The following is an 18646-nucleotide window of genomic DNA, read 5'->3' as shown; positions in this document are numbered from 1 at the left end:
TCAATTGAGTTAATTTTATTTGATTTCAATGATGAAATTTGAATAAATAACAGATTTGAAAAAAATCTTAAATCGACTGAATCATGAAAAAAGAGCAAAAACACGAAACCGACTATATAAAAAAATACCAAAACGAAGGCTATACCACTAATTATTTGTTTGATGGTAAATATCTCGTAGATTCAGAAACTAAAGATGTTTATGATCCTGAAGACATTTTTATTGTGGCTCATCACAGATATGAAGGCATGAGCGATCCTGATGATATGTCGATTTTGTATGTAATCGAAACAAAGGATAAAAAGAAAGGAACACATTTATTGGGATACGGACCAACAGCCGACTTAGAAGAAGCCGAATTTTTTAAAGAAATCCCAAAGGTAAATTATGCTAAAAATGCCGATATAAATGAGCTTACATAATTAAATATAAGAGTTTTTTATTTTGCTGATGAACAGTTGTTTCGGGTATTATCCGGAGCAGCTGTTTTTTTTATGTTAGGCGCTAAGGTACTAAGATGCTGAGTTGCCAGGATTTGAGAGTATACAATTCAAAACTTATGATTCACAACGTCTAACTTTTAATTATGAAATATCTCTCTGAAATTGTATAATAAATTGATTAGCAACATGTACGAAATTTGAAATATCAAAAAGTTGTAAAAACCAAGCTGATGTTTTGTACGTAAATAAGTACGAACCATTTTATTAAAACCAGAGCATTATGAAAAAACTATACTTAAATACAGGAAGATTTGATACTATTTTTAATGATCTTAAAGATAGTTTTAATGGCGAATTAACCTTTAATAATAATGAATATCGTTTAGCGATTAAATCAAAATGGGCAAAAGGAACTATTAGTGGCGTTTGTCTGGACAATAAAATGTCTCATTTGACTTTTGACCTTACATTAAATCAGGATGTAAGTTTAAGTATAGAATCTTTTCAGACAGCGCCTGTATTTTTTGCCTATTGCGAAAACGGACGATTTACACACAGTTTTGGTATAAATGGAGAGAAAACAAGTCTTAAAAAGAATCAAACCGGAGTTTTAAGCAATACATCATCAATCAATAGTGTGTTGCATTTTGAGAGCCATAAACAGATACAGTTTTCATTAATAGGAATACCAACTATGATTGCTGCTGAAGATCAGGATTTTGAAATGATTTCGCAGCTAAAGAAAAGATTTATAAACGAACCTGGAAATTATATTTATACAGGTTACGGAAACTTAAAGATTGCTCAGAAATGGCAGGAATTAAAAACACTTCCACAACAGGGAATTGTTAGAAATTTGCTTAAAAAAGTAATCTTAAACGAAATTGTAGAGATGGAGATAGCCCAGCATAGTTATAACTACCTCAAAACAATCGAATCTATTTTTAATCTGGCAACCAGACCAATCAATGAAATAAAAAGAATTTCAGGTATGCATATTTCTGAAGTAATAAATGCCGCAGGATTAGCCAGCCGACACTATTTGCCACGCATTTTCAAAGAAAAATATCATTTATCCTATAAGCCATTCAATCAAAAATTAGCTAGCTAATAAGCATTACATACACTTCGACTATTACGAAAAACAGCTTTTACGGGCTGTTTTTTTTATTTCCATAACAAACTTAAAATCTCAGAACCTTAGCATCTCAGCATCTCTAAAAAAAACTCATTCTTTTTCATAGTAAATGATAAAATAAACCATAATGAGGTTCAGGCATAAAGAAACGCTGTTGGTAATGATAATAGGGAGATCTTCTTTTAAGATTCCGTAAACAATCCATACCAAAATACCAAAAGTCAGAATCCCAAAAGTTTTAAGCGAAATCTCTTTGACTTTCTTGGTTTTCCAGACTTTTAAAATTTGCGGAATCACCGAAATCGTAACGCAAGTTCCTGCAAAAAGTCCAATAATATCTATGAAGTTCATTTTTTTAAGGTGCTAAGGTTCTGAGATACTAAGATGCTAAGGTTTTGAAATCTCGTAAAGGCGAGACGTCATGTTTTTATTTAAGATTTGATAAACTAAAAACTTTGCGTTTTTACGAGATTAAATTATACTATTAAAGTCAGGATAAAAACTCAGAATCTTAGTACTTATAAATTACCCACCAACCAATTCACCACCATTAATATGGATAAATTGTCCGGTGATATAACTACTGTCTTCGCAAGCCAGAAAAACATAAGCAGGAGCGACTTCAGATGGCTGTCCGGCTCGTTCCATTGGATTGTCTTTTCCAAAATCTGCTAGATTATCAAAACTGGCCACGATTAGCGGTGTCCAGATAGGACCGGGAGCAACACCATTTACACGGATTTGTTTTTTGGCAAGCATTGTCGATAAAGATCGCGTAAAACTTACAATAGCCCCTTTTGTACTCGCATAATCTGCCAGATGCTCACTGCCGCGATAGGCTGTGACCGAACTGGTGTTGATAATAGTATCGCCTTTTTCTAAGAAAGGTAAAGCTGCTTTTGTAATATAAAAATACGGATAGATATTGGTTTCGAATGTTTTATGAAGCTGAGAAGCTGTTATTTTTTCTAACTCGTTTTGAGGGAATTGTACAGCAGCATTATTAACCACAATATTTATTTTTTTGAATAAGATCTGGCACTTTTTCACAGCACTTTTGCAGAATTTTTCGTCTTTTAAATCACCGCTGATAATCAAACATTGCTGGCCTTCTTTTTCAATTAATTCTTTGGTTGCCAGTGCATCTTTATCTTCTTTGAGATAAACAATGGCAATATTAGCGCCTTCTCTGGCAAAATGTACCGCAACACTTCGGCCAATACCGCTGTCACCGCCGGTTATAAAAGCGACTTTTCCCAGTAGTTTCCCGCTCCCCACATAATTTTCTCTTATAATTTCAGGTTCCGGATTCATTTTATATTCGTGTCCCGGAAGCTCCTGTTTTTGTTCCGGAAATGTTTGTGTCTTTTTCATAATTCGTAAGTTTAGAGCAATTAATCTGACTCTAAAGTAGTTAATGAAAGAAAACCAGATTAACCGAAAGAATTTTAAAATTATCCCAATAAAAATGGTTGTGCAATTTTAAGGTCAAACATGGGAATTATGTAACGATTTTCAATTTCGATAAAATTCCTTTCCTCTTTTTTTTTATACATTTGAAGGCTTTGCCAATGTTGTTTAATAATAGGATCAGCTATTTTTAAAGGGCATTTTCAATATTTTTCAAACCAAAAACGAATTTTATTCCTAACATTTTACTCCCCTAAAAACAGTATGGTATTAATTGTAGACGATATAAAGGCCAATATCATTGCCTTAAAAAAAACATTAGAGCTGCATAATATCGACGTAGATACTGCGGAGTCGGGGGAAGAAGCCCTGAAAAAAATCCTTAAAACAAATTATTGCCTGATTATAATGGACGTTCAGATGCCGGGACTTGACGGATTTGAAGTGGTTAAAATCCTTTCGGGCAACAAACGCACTAAAGACATTCCGGTTATTTTTCTATCAGCACTTAATATTGAAAAAAAATACATTTTTAAAGGGTACGAAACCGGTGCGGTAGAATACATTACAAAGCCTGTCGATTCTGATTTATTGATTTTAAAAGTAAAAACATTCCTTAAGATCTATGAACAGCAAAATGAGCTGAAAGGAATTAAAGAATTGCTTTCTAAAGAAATAAAAATCAGGAAAGAAGCACAGGACAATCTCGAAATTAAAATCGCGGAAAGGACCAAAGAACTGGTTTTGAAAAACGAAGAATTAGAGATGAAAAACCACGAACTCCAACAATTTTCCTGGGTCGTTTCGCACGATTTAAATGAACCGATCCGAAAGATCCAGATCTTTATAAAAATTATCAAAGAACTTTATCTTGCTAATGATGCAAAAGCGGTTGATTATGTAGATCGTACGATTAAATCAGCCGAAAGAATGCAGACTTTAATTACAGACTTACTGGCTTATTCCAGATTATCGTCGCAGGTAAAACCGGAAGTAACAGACTTAAATGTGGTTTTGCAGGAAGTCCTTTCGGATTTTGATTATCTGATCGAGAGAAAAAATGCTACCATAAGAACCAGCGAACTTCCTACTATAGACAGTATTCCGAGTCAGCTGAGACAGGTTTTTCAGAATCTGATCGGAAATGCCCTGAAGTTTTCCGGAAACTCAGAACATCCGTTAATCGAAATTACCTCAGAAATCATTTCAAACAAATCGTTTGACAGTCCTGTTTCCCCGCAAGGGAAATTTTGCAGAATTACTGTAAAAGATAACGGAATTGGTTTTGATGAAATTTATCTCGATCGTATTTTCATTATTTTCCAAAGCTTAAACGATCGTCAGTCTTACGAAGGAACCGGAATTGGACTGGCAATTGCCAAAAAAATCATAGAAAAACACAACGGATTAATTACAGCAAAAAGTCAGCTGGGCAAGGGAGCAAGCTTTATTATCATACTTCCATTAAAATACGAATAACTATAACCAAAAAACATGAAGAGTAATTTTAAAAGAAATTTATTAATAAGTTCAACGGTTTCGTTGCTGGTCTTAATGATTAGTTCGACAGCCTCGTATCTTAGTATAAAAAGCTTGTTAGACAGCAATTCCTGGGTCAATCATACTCAGGATGTTATTTATAATCTCAACGAAGGTTCGGCTATCATTACAGAAGCGCAAACCAGCATGCGAGGTTATCTAATTACGGGCGACGAACAGTTTGTAGAAAGATACAATGATGCTGAAGCAAAATCAAATGCTTATTTTGAAAAAGTAACTGAACTTACAATCGATAATTCTTCACAACAAACACAGTTAAAAGAATTAAAAACGCTGCGCGACAATTTTTTTAAATACCTGAACAATCAAATTGTAAAAAAACGTTTCGGAAAAAACTCAGCCACATTCGACCTTACCGAAGGCCGTAATATGATGAGCGATTTGCGTGCAAAAATTAAATCAATTGAAAACACAGAACAAAATCTTTTAAAAGAACGAAACGAGAATTCAGAACGCTATGGTAATTACAGCGTTATCCTGATCATTGTTGCTTTTATTATCGCCTTTATTATTTCGATTGTGTTTTTAATCAGAATATTAAAAGATTTTAACGAACGTGCTTTACTTCAAAACGAACTCGAGAAAAAAGACAGGGAAACTGCAGACAGAATTGATGTTATCAGTACGATTGCCAGCAATATTTCGAACGGAAATTATGACATTCGTGTAGACGATACCAAAGCTGATGCATTGGGAAGTGTGGGAGAATCATTGAATAATATGGGTGTTTCGCTTAAAAGTTCTTTCGATTTATTGTCACAAAAAGAATGGCTTCAAACCGGTATTGCGAATTTGAATAATGTGATGCTTGGCGACAAACTGATGCAAAAATTATCTAAAGATGTAATCGAATTTGTATGTCAGTATACCAATAGCAGTGCAGGAGTTTTATATGTTTTAGAAGATAATGAACTTTATGCAGCCGGAGGATATAGCTATATACCAAGTAAAAATAGAGAACGAATCCAAAAAGGAGAAGGCTTAATTGGTCAGGCAATAGTTTCAGGAAAATTACTGGAATTAAAAACATTATCTCCGGATGATATTCAGATTAATTATGCTTTAGGACAAATAAAACCTACTCATATTGTTGCCCTTCCTTTGTTGGATAACAGGATCGAAGGTGCCATGGAATTAGCAAGTATTTATGGATTTTCGGACCTGCATCTGGAATTTTTAAGAACAGTTGCAAATAATATTGGAATTGCTATTAAATCAACTCAAAACAGAAAAAGAGTACTCGAATTACTGGAAGAAACCAAAGCGCAGTCTGAAGAACTTCAGGTTCAGCACAGCGAACTGGAAGCGATCAATGCAGAATTAGAAGCACAAACAGAAAAACTTCAGGCTTCTGAAGAAGAACTTCGTGTACAACAGGAAGAACTGGAACAAACCAATGAAGAATTGTCTGAAAGAAGTGTTTTACTGGAAGAAAAAAACAACGAAATCCAGAAGAAATCAGAAGCTCTGGAACTGACTACACGTTACAAATCAGAGTTTTTGGCAAATATGTCGCACGAATTAAGAACTCCTTTAAATTCGATTTTGCTGTTAAGCCGTTTGTTATCCGAAAATAATAACAAAAGCATGGTAGCCGAAGAAATTGAGTTTGCCAAAGTAATCCAGAGTTCAGGAAACAGTTTATTAGGATTGATCGATGAGATTCTGGATCTTTCGAAAATCGAAGCCGGAAAAATGGAGTTGGAGTTCTTAGATGTTTCAACAAAAGAAATCACGGATACGTTATGGAATTTATTCAATCAGGTAGCAAAAGAGAAAGGAGTTGCTTTTGAAATCATTTCGAAAGATGCGCCAATTGTCATTAAAACAGACAAAATGCGTTTAGAGCAAATTCTGAAAAACCTGATTTCGAATGCGATAAAATTCACTGAAAAAGGTACAGTTAGTCTGGAAATTAAAATAAGTACAGACGACGATAAAATTATTTGTTTTATTGTAAAAGATACCGGAATCGGAATTCCGTTAGAAAAACAGCCTTTAGTTTTTGAAGCTTTCCAACAAGCAGATGGTTCTACAAAACGTAAATATGGCGGAACCGGTTTAGGGTTGTCTATTAGCAGAGAACTGGCAAAACTGCTTCGAGGCGAGATTATCCTGCATAGTAAAGTTAATCAAGGAAGTACATTTACATTATGTTTGCCTGTTTTTGGATCTGCCATTCATAAAATCAATGTAGAAAAAATACCGCCAACTGAATTTACTGAGGTTGAACCGGATGAAAAAACAACTGCAAAAAACAAATACATCAGCGCAACAATTCCTGATGAAATCGAAGATGACAGAGATTCTGTTTTACCGGGAGATAAAGTCATTTTAATTGTCGAGGATGACATCAATTTTGCCAAATCACTTTTAACCTTTACCAGAAAAAAAGGATACAAAGGTATTGTTTCTGTCCGAGGCGATTATGCGCTTAATTTTACTTTGCATTATAAACCGGTTGGAGTTTTACTGGATATCGAATTACCAATAAAAAGTGGCTGGGAAGTACTGGAAGAATTAAAAAACCATGCAGAAACCAAACATATTCCGGTTCATATTATGTCATCGCACAAATTGAAACAGGAAAGTTTGCTAAAAGGAGCCGTAGATTTCTTAGACAAACCGGTTGCTTTTGATAAAATTCCGGATGTGTTTTTACGAATTGAACATATCATTAATAAAGAAGCCCAAAAAGTTCTGATTATAGAAGATAATCCAAAACATGCAAAAGCATTAGCCTACTTTTTAGAAACATACAATATCAACTCCGAAATAAAAAGTGAAGTTTCACAAGGATTAGAAGCACTTACCAAAACCGAAGTAGATTGTGTGATTCTTGATATGGGAATTCCGGACAAACATGCTTATCAGATTTTAGATGGCGTGAAGAAATCTCCGGGATTAGAAAACCTGCCTGTAATTGTATTTACAGGAAAAAGTTTATCGATGAAAGAAGAAGTTAAAATTAAAAAATATGCTGATTCTATTATTGTAAAAACTGCACATTCGTACCAAAGAATGCTGGATGAAGTTTCGCTTTTCCTTCATTTAGTCGAAGATAAAAAAGATGCAAAAGACAAAAAAGAAAGCTATAAAAAGCTAAATTTACTCAACAACATTCTACACGAGAAAAAAGTATTGATTGTAGACGATGATGTTCGTAATATTTATTCGCTTACAAAAGCCCTGGAAGTTTTTAAAATGAATGTCATTACTGCTTTTGATGGTAAAGAAGCCATTAAAACATTAAATGAAAATCCGGATACAGATATTGTTTTACTGGATATGATGATGCCGAATATGGATGGTTACGAAACTGCCGAAAAAATCCGTAGCATGCCTAAATTTTTAAACTTACCTTTAATAGCTGTAACAGCCAAGGCTATGACAGGCGACAGAGAAAAATGTATTAAGGCGGGAGCTTCAGATTATATCACCAAACCGGTAGATATTGATCAGTTACTTTCGTTATTGAGAGTATGGTTGTACGATAAAATATAAAATAAAAAAGACGCTACGAATTGCCCGAATTTCCACAAATTAAAAGTAAAGCAGGAATTTAAAAATTAGGGCAGATTCGTGCAATTCGTGGCAAAAAAACAGAACGCACATTCGTGACAAAAAAATAAAAAGTAGACGAAATGAATAAAAAAAGACTCTTAATTATTGATGATGATTCTAGAAACATTTTTGCTTTAGAACACACTTTACGTGCCAAATCATATGATTGCTTGTCTTGTTTAAGTGCCGAAGAAGCTTTGAAACTATTAAGTACTGATGAACATATCGATGCGGTTTTGATTGATATGATGATGCCTGAGATGGATGGTTACGATGCTATTCCGTTAATAAAGGCACTTCCTGGCAGAAGATCAGTTTTTATTGTGGTAGTAACGGCACAGGCAATGGTAGGAGATAAAGAGAAATGTTTGGAGGCCGGAGCAGATGCGTACATCTCTAAACCGGTTGATGTGGATAAATTACTGCTTCTTTTAAGCAAAATTTAATGGATTATGATTGAAGATATCGAGTTAGAAACACTTATTAATGATGTTTATGAATATTATGGTTTTGACTTTAGCAGTTATTCGAGAGCTTCGTTAAAACGACGCGTAAACCGGGTAATGCATTTGGATGGATTTACTCATTTTCATGAATTTCTCTCAAGAGTTCGATATGATACCGAGTATTATAAAAGAATGGTCGACGAAATTACGGTAAATGTTACAGAGATGTTTCGTGACCCGGCTTTTTATACTGTTCTCAGAAAAGAAATATTACCCTTATTAGGGACAAAACCCTTTATTAGATTATGGCATGCCGGATGTTCTACAGGCGAAGAAGTATATTCGATGGCCATTATGCTAAAAGAAGCAGGTTTGCTCCACAAATCCCTTATTTATGCCACAGATATAAATGCTACAGTTCTGGAAACAGCCAAAAAAGGAATTTTCCCTTTACGGATGATGAAAGAATATTCAGAAAACTATCGTGATGCCGGCGGACAGGAAGATTTTTCAAGTTACTATATTGCTAATTATGGCATTGCCAAGTTTAATGAAGAACTGGCAGAAAAAATGGTTTTCTCACAGCACAACCTCGTTTCAGATACTTCATTTAATGAATTTGATATGATATTGTGCCGTAATGTTTTAATTTATTTTGATAATGATCTCCAAAAAAGAGTCATTAATTTATTTGACGAAAGTTTAGCTGTTTTAGGTTTTCTGGCATTAGGAACAAAAGAAACAATAAAATATTCTATAGCGCCAAACAAATACAAACAGTTAGGCAAAGAAAAAATATGGAGGAAAGTAAAATAATATCAAATTGCAAAGTAGTCATCATTGGCGGATCGGCAGGAAGTTTAAATGCTTTGATGCAAATTTTACCTGATTTGCCTCAACTAAATGGTTTTGCTATTGTAATTGTAGTACACAGGAAAAGTACAGATGATCAGACATTAGAAGAATTAATTACGCTAAAATCAAAAGTTTCAGTAAAACCGGTTGAAGATAAAGTGCCGCTTTTACCCGGATTTGTTTATGTAGCGCCTTCAAATTATCATTTACTATTCGAAAAAAACGATACACTTTCTTTAGATATTTCCGAGAAAATAAACTACAGTCGTCCAAGCATAGATGTTTCTTTTGAGTCTGCTGCCGAAGTTTACAAAGAAACTTTAGTGGGCATTTTATTATCAGGATCCAATACCGATGGTACTTATGGTCTAAAAGCCATAAAAGCCGCCGGAGGAACCATTGTAGTACAAAACCCAACAGCAGCCGAAATGCCTTTTATGCCACACAATGCCGTTTTAAATGCAGCTCCTGATTTTGTATTGGACAATCAGGAAATCCTGGAATTTATTAGCATTATCAATACCTAATATTATTGTTTAGGTTTCACCATTTCATCTTCAGGAAGAATAACTTTATTTAGTTCAGCTTCTTTTTCAGCTCGTTTTTGCGCTGCTTTTCCTTTTCCTATAGGAATTCCGGCAGTGAGATAGAATGATCTGTTGTACACATTTGGACCATCGCCTTTCATGACCGGAACCAGTCCGTAATAATATTGCACCGTTATATTCAAGCCATTGCCAACATTCATATGATAACCTGCGCCAAAAGCAATACCGGCATCAATAACCCGAATCTGATCCCTGATATTCTTTTTATAGACCACATCGTCCTTGTCAACTTCTTTCTTAAATTCATCAAATGCTTTAGCCAATAAACCAAATTGCGGACCTGTTTTAAGGTAAATATTATTTTTAAACTGATATTTAATCAAAATAGGCACATTAAAGTAACGTATTTCGCGGTTTACGCTTCCTCCGGCAAAAGTATTGTCCAGATTGACGTCGTTTAAAGAATAGACCGGAATGTCATGCGCACCCATTGGTGATTTCACAATAACACCTGTATTAATCATCCAGGCAGGATTTTGTTTAGATCTGAAATCAAAGTAAAAACCAAGATTAAAACCCACATTTGTTCCCGTACTTTCAAGGCCTGAAATAGTAGAGAAATTGGCACCGCCTTCTAAACCAAATTCCAGAAATGGCGAATTAAGTTTGTCTCCAAAAATTAAAGAAATTAAAACCTGAGAATGTATAGGAGCGATACAAAATAACGCGATAAGTAACCATAAACCTTTTTTCATAAAGAAAAGATTAAAGTCCAAAACGGTACTGAAGACCCGTTAAAAATTGTGTACGGGTTCCTAAAAATCCGGCTTCTGCTCTAAACATAATATGTTTATTGTATTGAAACTGAGACCCAACAATAAAATTCCACATATCTTTAGGTGCCTTTTGTAAAGAATACTGAACCGTTGATGATCCGGCAGTACTCAAAGCCCCATCCAGAGTAGCTAAAAAGTTTCCGGCAGATTCCAGCGCTCTGTTAGCAGTATTGTGTTTCGCAATATTGGCAGGATTTTTTTGCTGAGAAGCCGTTAATCCATCCCACCAGGTATCAACTTTTGTCTGGTTTTCAGATACTTTGTTCAAGCCTTCATCTACTTTTTGCTGAGCGTTATCCAGATTTAATACATCAGATAAAGCAATATTTCCCTGCGTATTTCCTTCAATGTGAACCCTGAAACCGCCAACCCACAAAGCAATAGTTCTTTCAGGCTTACGAAGTTTAAAGGTTTTTCCAAGCCTTGGTCCAAAAATATAAGAAAAAGCAGGTTTATCCAGCGCACTCACATCGCTCCAGGACATATTCATGTCAAGAGCCAGCCAGCCGCCGCCAATACCAATAGTAGGCGTTAAGCCTAATCCAAACGTCGTCGCATCAAAATTGGCTTTGGTATTAAAACTGGCAATTTGCGACCAGTTATTATCGGCATCGGGAATCCAGATTCCCGCATTTATTTTGGTAGTAGGTTTTGCTTTTCCAAAAATTCCGTAGACATTTAAAAAAGGAAGCAGCCAGATATCCGGTCTGATTGTGATCGCTCCGGCTTCTACAGACGATTTATCAAAACGAACAATTTCGTCTAAATTATACATGGGGCCATTATTAAAACCTACCTGAAGGTTTTTTATCGTAATTTCTGAATCCTGCCAGAAATAGTTCACTGAAAGCCCTGCAGAATAAGGTAAATTATACCCTTTTTGAGCTACCTTTTCTCCCCAGATGGGCAGAGCATAAGGATAATCGATTGTTTTAAGACTATCTTTTAATTGTTTGTTTTTTTCTCCTACGATTTTGTCAGTATAAACCTGACCGAAAAATTGAATACTAAAGAATAAGAAAGCGGCTGATATTAGTTTGTTACATTTCATTGATGAGTGTTTTTAAAATTAATTAATAAAACTGCGTAAATAATAATGTGTACTAATGAATAGGGGGACTATGTCGGCTTATCTTTTTGTTTTACAGGAGTATAGTTTATATGGTTTTAAGGGTAAAAGTTTTGAAATATGTGTTAATTATTGTTAAAGTTAATTAAAAAAAATTAACAGTTATAATATTTTTTAAGAAACTATACTTATAAGATGAAGATAATCAGTGTGTTCTGTTAAAATGTTCTTGATTTTTAAAAATAAACATCATAAAATATTTACTTTTTGTAAAAGAATAAATATTATTTTTGTGCTTATGAAATGGATAACAATACTATTATCAATTTATTTGATGGCACTTTCAAATATGCCCTGTGCAGATATGGAAGTAAATAGTGTTGCACATAAAACGGCTCAGTTCTCTTCAGAAGCGAATCATACTCATGATAAACAAAACGATTTATGTTCACCATTTTGCACCTGTAATTGTTGTGGTGCACAGGTTTTAAGTTATCAGACCTCTGTAGTTTTTGATTTTCCTGTAACCTGTTCTATTATTTCAGTTCCATTACCCAATTATAATTCTGTTTTAGCTTCCAATTTCTACGGAAGTATCTGGCAGCCCCCTCAAATAGCATAATGACACCTGTCCGGGAGATTATTGATTTTAGATCTTAGATTGAAAATTAACGGCTTTTGATTTTAAAAATGCTGTATATCTAAAATTTTCCATCAGCAATCACTGGAAACGTTGTGGACTCTCCACAGAAGTAACAGACAAAATCTTGTCTAAGTTTCTCACGTCATTATACCTTAAAAATGTTAGATAAAATTATACAGTTTAGTATAAAGAATAAGTTCGTTATACTATTACTTACCCTTGTTTTAATAGCCTGGGGAAGCTATTCGCTTAAAAAATTACCATTAGACGCTTTGCCGGATATCACCAATAATCAGGTGCAGATTATCACAACAGCGCCTACTTTGGCCAGTCAGGAAGTCGAACAATTAATAACCTATCCGCTGGAACAAGCTGTAAAAACAGTTCCGGATGTGATCGAACTTCGCAGTATTTCCCGTTTTGGATTATCTGTAGTCACCGTTGTTTTTGAAGACGATGTCGATATTTACTGGGCCAGAGAACAGATCTTTCAACGCTTAAAACAAGCCGAAGAAAATATTCCTGCCTACGCTGGTTCGCCCGAATTAGCGCCTATTTCAACCGGATTGGGAGAAATTTACCAATATGATGTGTATGCCAAAAAAGGCTACGAAAACAAATACGACGCAGTTAAACTAAGAACCATTCAGGATTGGATCATTATTCCGCAATTGCAGGGCGTTAAAGGCGTTGCAGATGTCAGTACCTGGGGCGGAAAGTTAAAACAATACGAAATTGCCGTTAATCCTAATACCTTGAACAGTCTGGGCGTAACGATTACCGAAATTTTTGATGCCCTCGAAAAAAACAACCAAAATACCGGAGGTGCTTATATTGAAAAAGATCAGTATGCTTATTTTATTCGTGGTGTCGGAATGGCAAAAGGTACAAAAGATCTCGGAAATGTCGTGGTTAAAAACCGAAACGGTTCTCCCGTTTTAGTCCGTGATGTTGCCGAAGTCCGCGAAGGCGTTGCTTTACGTTACGGAGCTTCAACCAAAGACGGAAAAGGAGAAATCGTTTCCGGAATGGTATTGATGCTCAAAGGCGAAAATTCCAGCGCAGTCGTTGATCGTGTTAAAGAAAGAATGGTTCAGATTAACAAAAGCCTGCCGGAAGGTGTAGTTGCCGAAGCCTTTATCGACAGAGGAAAACTGGTTGATAACGCTATCGGAACCGTTACAAAAAACTTACTCGAAGGCGCTTTAATCGTCATTTTTGTACTGATCTTATTTCTGGGCAATCTTCGCGCAGGATTGATCGTTGCTTCGGTAATTCCGTTAGCGATGCTGTTTGCTATTATTTTGATGAATGCCTTTGGCGTAAGCGGAAATTTAATGAGCCTAGGAGCAATCGATTTTGGAATCATTGTAGATGGAGCCGTTATTATCGTAGAAGCTACGATGCATCATTTGCAGAAACTCAAAAACAAAAAAGAATTGTCGCAAGGCGAAATGGATGTTGAAGTCTATAACTCGGCATCAAAAATCAGAAATAGTGCCGCTTTTGGAGAAATCATTATCCTGATCGTTTATCTCCCAATTTTAGCCTTAATCGGAACCGAAGGAAAAATGTTCAAACCAATGGCAATGACCGTTGGATTTGCTGTAATTGGTGCTTTTATACTTTCGCTGACGTATGTTCCGATGATGAGTGCTTTGTTTCTTTCAAAGAAAACAGAACATAAAGCAAATTTCAGTGACAGAATGATGCTTTGGTTCGAGAATTTATATACACCGCTTTTGAATAAAGCATTACAATTTAAAAAGATCGTTCTGGGAATATCACTTGGGTTGTTTGCCTTGGGATTAATTGTTTTTCAGAATATGGGAGGTGAATTTATTCCAACCATCGAAGAAGGCGATTTGGCTATAAATGCGACTATTATGACTGGAAGCTCGCTTACGCAGATGGTAGAAACAACGACAAAATACGAGCAGATTTTAAAAGCAAAGTTTCCGGAAATCAAAACCATAGTCACCAAAATTGGAAGCGGGGAAATCCCAACAGATCCAATGCCTATTGAAAGCGGTGATTTGATTATTGTATTGAAAGACAAAAAAGAATGGTCTAAAAAATACCGTAACTGGGAAGAACTGGCAAATGCCATGAAAGAAGAGATGGAAATAATTCCGGGAGCCAATATCGAGATTTCGCAGCCTATACAAATGCGTTTTAACGAGTTAATGACCGGAAGCCGAAGCGACATCGCGATCAAAATTTTTGGAGATGATTTGGAAATTCTGGATGCTAAAGCCACTGAGTTAATCTCAAAGATTAAAAGCATTGACGGGATTGGGGATTTAAAAGCCGATAAAGTAACAGGATTACCGCAAATTACCATTAAATACGATTATAATAAAATTGCCTTATACGGATTGAACATTTCAGACATCAACCAGATTATCCGCTCATCATTTGCCGGAGAAAGTGCCGGAAAAATTTATGACGAAAGTAAAAGGTTTGATGTTGTGGTTAGGATGAACGAAGACAATCGTGCTGATATTACGGATGTGAGCAATCTGTTTATTCCGTTGCCAAACGGTCAGCAGGTACCGCTTTCGCAAGTGGCAACTGTTGATTATGAGCAAGGTCCGGTACAGGTAATCCGCGAAGACGGAAAACGCCGAATCACGGTTGGATTAAACGTTCGCGGCCGTGATATTAAAAGTGTAGTAGAGGAGATTCAGCAAAAGCTGGATAAAAATTTTAAACTTCCTGCGGGATATTATGTCACCTATGGCGGTCAGTTTGAGAATTTAATCGAAGCCACCAAGCGACTTTCGGTTGCATTGCCAATTGCTCTGGGATTAATATTAGTACTGTTGTATTTTACTTTCAAAAGTTTCAAACAGGCAGGATTAATTTTTACTGCCATTCCGTTATCAGCTATTGGAGGTGTTTTTGCACTTTGGTTACGCGGAATGCCGTTTAGTATTTCGGCAGGAATTGGTTTTATTGCCTTATTCGGAATCGCGGTCTTAAACGGAATTGTTCTGATTTCGTATTTCAATCAGCTTAAAGCTGAAGGAATTTTAGATCCGCTGCAACGAGTTTTAATCGGAACCAAAACCAGATTACGTCCTGTTTTAATGACCGCTGCCGTAGCCTCCTTAGGATTTATGCCAATGGCATTATCAACCAGCGGAGGAGCAGAGGTACAAAAACCTTTAGCAACTGTAGTTATTGGAGGTTTATTTTCTGCAACATTATTAACGCTAATCGTTTTACCGATTTTGTATTTATTGCTGGAAAGTAAATTTAACCGCAAAGAAGTAAGATCATAAAGTTTTGGAGAGATTAAAATAATTTTTTTCACGCAGATATTGCTGATTAAAACAGATTTTATTTAAAAAATGTACCAATAATCATCTGCACCTATCTGTTTAAATCTTTTTAAAATCTGCGTGAAATAAAAAATAAGACAATAAGATTAAAAATTAAAAAATGAAAAACATATCATATCATATAATCCAAAAAAGTTTTGCGAAAAGTCTTTCGCGAACTTTGTGGCTAATAGCGTTTCTACTGGCATGCAAAACAACATTTGCACAGCAAAAAATTACATTAGAAAAGGCAATCGAGCTTGCCAAATCAAGCAACATTGATTTAAAAATTGCGGATAAAGAAATAGAACGACAAACAGTTTTGAAAAAGACTGCTTTTCAGCCGGAACCGCTTCAGGTACAATATCAGGGCGGACAATTTAATAGTGTTGATTTTGATCATAACGTTTCGATACAGCAGTTTTTTCCAATAGGAAATATCACAAAAGCCAATCGTCAGCTGCAGGAAGAACTCGTAAAACTAGCCGAAAAACGAAAAGCATTATCGTCTTATGAAATCGAAAAAGCGGTAACACTGGCGTATTATCAGTATTTGTATGGTGTTTCGATTCAGAAATTAAATTCAGAACTCAATGACATCTATACCAAATTCCTGAAGAATGCAGAATTACGTTTTCAGACTGGAGAAAGCGGAAACATTGAAGTAATCAGCGCTAAAGCGAAAGTAAAAGAGATTGAAACCCAAAAAGCCCAATTAGAATACGATTTGGCGATTTACCAAAAGCAACTCCAGTTTTTTGTTCAGACAGATGAAAATATTGTGCCTGATGATCAAACCTCTTTACAATATACAATGCTGAAAGAAGAAGGAAGTTCGAAAGCAGAAGGCTTGATGACCGATTTTTATCAGCAGCAAATATCAGTATATCAAAAAGAAGCCAGGACTTACAAAGCAATGCGAACTCCTAAACTGGGACTGGGATATTTTGCCCAAACCATCAATACTGAATCATTGTTTCAGGGCTTTACCGCCGGATTACAGATTCCGTTATTTGGAGGCGTGAATACCGCAAAAGCACAGGCAGCTTCTATTAGTATTTCGCAATCGCAATTGGCTTTAGACAAAAATAAATTAACACTGAATCTGCAAAAGCAGGAATTGCAGAATAACTTCGAAAAGCAAAAAAAGGCATTGGATTATTATCAGAAAGAAGGGCTTCAGTACGCCGATCAGATCATTACAACGGCACAAAAAGGGTATGCCAATGGCGATATGAGTTATTGGGCGTACATCAGTTTTTTAAATCAGGCAATCGATATTAAAAAACAATATACAGAGGCGACCCATAATTTTAACCAGAGTGCCATCGAGCTTCAATTTCCAACCATCAAAAACAATTAAAAATGAAAATAAATTTAACCGCAAAGTTCGCAAAGATTTTATCGCAAAGAAGATTAGGTTATTGCTTATTGCTTCTAGCCTACAGCGGAATATTAATTTCCTGCAATGAAAAGAAAACAGAAGAACCACAGGAAGAAGAAAAATCACAAACAGAAGTGGCTTTAAACGAATCACAATATAAAACAGTTGGGATCGAAACAGGATTTGTAGAAAACAGAAACTTGAACAAAGTCATAAAAGCAAACGGATATACCACAGTGCCGCCACAAAACTCTGCCGAAGTTTCGACTTTGATAGGAGGAACGGTAAAGGATATTTTTGTTCTGGAAGGTATTTTTGTCAACAAAGGAAAAGTGCTGGCAACGATTCAGAATCTGGAAGTGATCGAAATGCAGGAAGATTATCATTCGGCTACTGCCAATATCGAATATTTGCAATTAGAATACAATCGTCAGAAGACCTTGAGTGACGAAAATGTAAATCCGAGGAAAGTTTTTCAGGAAGTAAAATCAAAATTAGCAGCAGAAAGAGCAAGGGCACAGGCAGCAAAAAACAAATTAGATGCTTTGCATATCAATACAAAAGGCAGTACTTCGTTAGTTCCCATTGTGGCACCAATCAGCGGTTATGTAGGTAAAATAAGCATTGCAAAAGGAGCCTATGCACAAACCGGGGTAGTATTGTTTGAAGTAGTTGATAACAGCCAGATGCATCTGGATTTAAATGTATATGAGAAAGATTTGGGTTCTATTTCGGTAGGGCAGGTAATCGATTTTGTTTTAACAAATCAGTCCAATAAATCGATAAAAGGAAAGATCTTCGGAATTAATAAATCATTTTCGAACGAAAGTAAAACGGTTGCTGTTCATGCTAAAATTGAATCGGCTGATGCCAAAGGATTGATTCCGGGTATGTATGTTTCGGCAAACATCAATATTACCAATGCCACTGTTCCGGCACTACCAAAAGATGCTGTGGTTCGAAATGCAGACAAGTATTTTGTTTTTATGGAAGAAGAAGCACATGAAGAAAAGAAACCGGAATCCGGAACTCCTCATGAAAAAGAAACTCATTTTAAAGCGATTGAAGTAGTTCCCGGAACCACAGATTTAGGCTTTACAGAGGTGAAATTTGTAGACCGTGTTCCTGAAAAAGCAAAAATAGTAACAAAAGGAGCTTTCTATCTGCTTTCAGCAATGAAAGGCGGAGGAGAACACGGACATTAAGATTTTGTTTTAAGGTTTGTTTCAAGTTTCAAGTTTCAGGTTTCGGGTTTCGGGTTGGTTTAACCGTAAGAAGTGCTAAGATTTACGCAAAGTTCGCCAGTTCAATAACCTGAAGCCTGAAACAAAACAAACCTGAAACAAAGAATACTAAAACTTTGCAAGATTAAAATATACATACTTTGAAAACAATTGTCTCAAAAGATGTAACTTTAGGAACTG

The 18646-nt window shown here is 35.6% G+C and carries 15 protein-coding genes; 11 read left to right on the top strand and 4 right to left on the bottom strand.

What is annotated here, in order from left to right; genetic code table 11:
• Positions 1-83: 83 nt before the first annotated feature.
• Positions 84-422 carry a hypothetical protein gene (locus tag A4F88_RS03965; RefSeq protein WP_068841204.1) on the top strand — a complete coding sequence of 113 codons (339 nt, stop codon included), beginning with the start codon at positions 84-86 and terminating at the stop codon, positions 420-422.
• Between the two features lie 301 nt (positions 423-723).
• Positions 724-1554, top strand: coding sequence for a hypothetical protein (locus tag A4F88_RS03960; protein ID WP_068841203.1), 831 nt, complete (start codon positions 724-726; stop codon positions 1552-1554).
• Between the two features lie 117 nt (positions 1555-1671).
• Here the strand turns inward: A4F88_RS03960 and A4F88_RS03955 are convergent, their stop codons facing one another.
• Both A4F88_RS03955 and A4F88_RS03950 read right to left on the bottom strand, forming a co-directional pair.
• On the bottom strand, positions 1672-1932 hold the full coding sequence (locus A4F88_RS03955) for a SemiSWEET family sugar transporter (RefSeq protein WP_068841202.1): 261 nt from the start codon (positions 1930-1932) through the stop codon (positions 1672-1674).
• A gap of 174 nt (positions 1933-2106) precedes the next feature.
• Positions 2107-2955, bottom strand: a complete 849-nt coding sequence (locus tag A4F88_RS03950) for an SDR family oxidoreductase (RefSeq protein ID WP_068841201.1) — start codon at positions 2953-2955, stop codon at positions 2107-2109.
• Positions 2956-3255: 300 nt separating this feature from the next.
• Here A4F88_RS03950 and A4F88_RS03945 point away from each other — a divergent pair, with 300 nt between their 5' ends.
• From A4F88_RS03945 to A4F88_RS03925, 5 genes are all read left to right on the top strand, one after another.
• Entirely contained in the window at positions 3256-4470 is a 1215-nt protein-coding gene (locus A4F88_RS03945; RefSeq protein ID WP_068841200.1) for a hybrid sensor histidine kinase/response regulator, read from the top strand.
• A gap of 15 nt (positions 4471-4485) precedes the next feature.
• Positions 4486-8055 carry a response regulator gene (locus A4F88_RS03940; protein ID WP_068841199.1) on the top strand — a complete coding sequence of 1190 codons (3570 nt, stop codon included), beginning with the start codon at positions 4486-4488 and terminating at the stop codon, positions 8053-8055.
• Between the two features lie 140 nt (positions 8056-8195).
• The gene (locus A4F88_RS03935; protein WP_068841198.1) at positions 8196-8561 is read left to right on the top strand and encodes a response regulator; all 366 of its coding nucleotides are present in this window, start codon (positions 8196-8198) and stop codon (positions 8559-8561) included.
• A gap of 6 nt (positions 8562-8567) precedes the next feature.
• Positions 8568-9377 (top strand): CheR family methyltransferase, encoded by an 810-nt coding sequence (locus tag A4F88_RS03930; RefSeq protein WP_068841197.1) that lies wholly within the window; start codon positions 8568-8570, stop codon positions 9375-9377.
• A complete protein-coding gene (locus tag A4F88_RS03925; protein WP_068841196.1) occupies positions 9359-9943 on the top strand; it encodes a chemotaxis protein CheB in 585 nt (194 codons plus the stop codon). The genes A4F88_RS03930 and A4F88_RS03925 overlap by 19 nt, the downstream gene beginning before the upstream one ends.
• 2 nt (positions 9944-9945) lie before the next feature.
• On the opposite strand, the gene A4F88_RS03920 is transcribed toward A4F88_RS03925, so the two are convergent.
• Positions 9946-10719 (bottom strand): porin family protein, encoded by a 774-nt coding sequence (locus tag A4F88_RS03920; protein WP_068841195.1) that lies wholly within the window; start codon positions 10717-10719, stop codon positions 9946-9948.
• A 10-nt stretch (positions 10720-10729) separates the two neighbouring features.
• Complete coding sequence (locus A4F88_RS03915) at positions 10730-11851, bottom strand: hypothetical protein (RefSeq protein ID WP_068841194.1); 1122 nt, start codon at positions 11849-11851, stop codon at positions 10730-10732.
• A gap of 316 nt (positions 11852-12167) precedes the next feature.
• Between A4F88_RS03915 and A4F88_RS03910 the strand changes: the two genes are divergently transcribed.
• The 4 genes from A4F88_RS03910 to A4F88_RS03895 all read left to right on the top strand — a co-directional run bounded on the left by A4F88_RS03910 (position 12168) and on the right by A4F88_RS03895 (position 18427).
• A complete protein-coding gene (locus A4F88_RS03910; RefSeq protein WP_245179023.1) occupies positions 12168-12491 on the top strand; it encodes a DUF6660 family protein in 324 nt (107 codons plus the stop codon).
• 179 nt (positions 12492-12670) lie between these two features.
• Positions 12671-15799, top strand: a complete 3129-nt coding sequence (locus A4F88_RS03905) for an efflux RND transporter permease subunit (protein WP_068841193.1) — start codon at positions 12671-12673, stop codon at positions 15797-15799.
• Between the two features lie 160 nt (positions 15800-15959).
• Positions 15960-17201: a TolC family protein gene (locus A4F88_RS03900; protein WP_068841192.1), complete on the top strand. Its 1242-nt coding sequence runs from the start codon at positions 15960-15962 to the stop codon at positions 17199-17201.
• Positions 17202-17203: 2 nt separating this feature from the next.
• Positions 17204-18427, top strand: coding sequence for an efflux RND transporter periplasmic adaptor subunit (locus A4F88_RS03895; protein WP_068841191.1), 1224 nt, complete (start codon positions 17204-17206; stop codon positions 18425-18427).
• Positions 18428-18646: the final 219 nt, after the last annotated feature.

The sequence above is a fragment of the Flavobacterium chilense genome (genome assembly GCF_001602525.1).
Classification (GTDB): Bacteria; Bacteroidota; Bacteroidia; order Flavobacteriales; family Flavobacteriaceae; genus Flavobacterium; species Flavobacterium chilense.
Note: the sequence above shows the minus strand (reverse complement) of the source record. Positions and strands in the feature narration are given on the sequence as shown.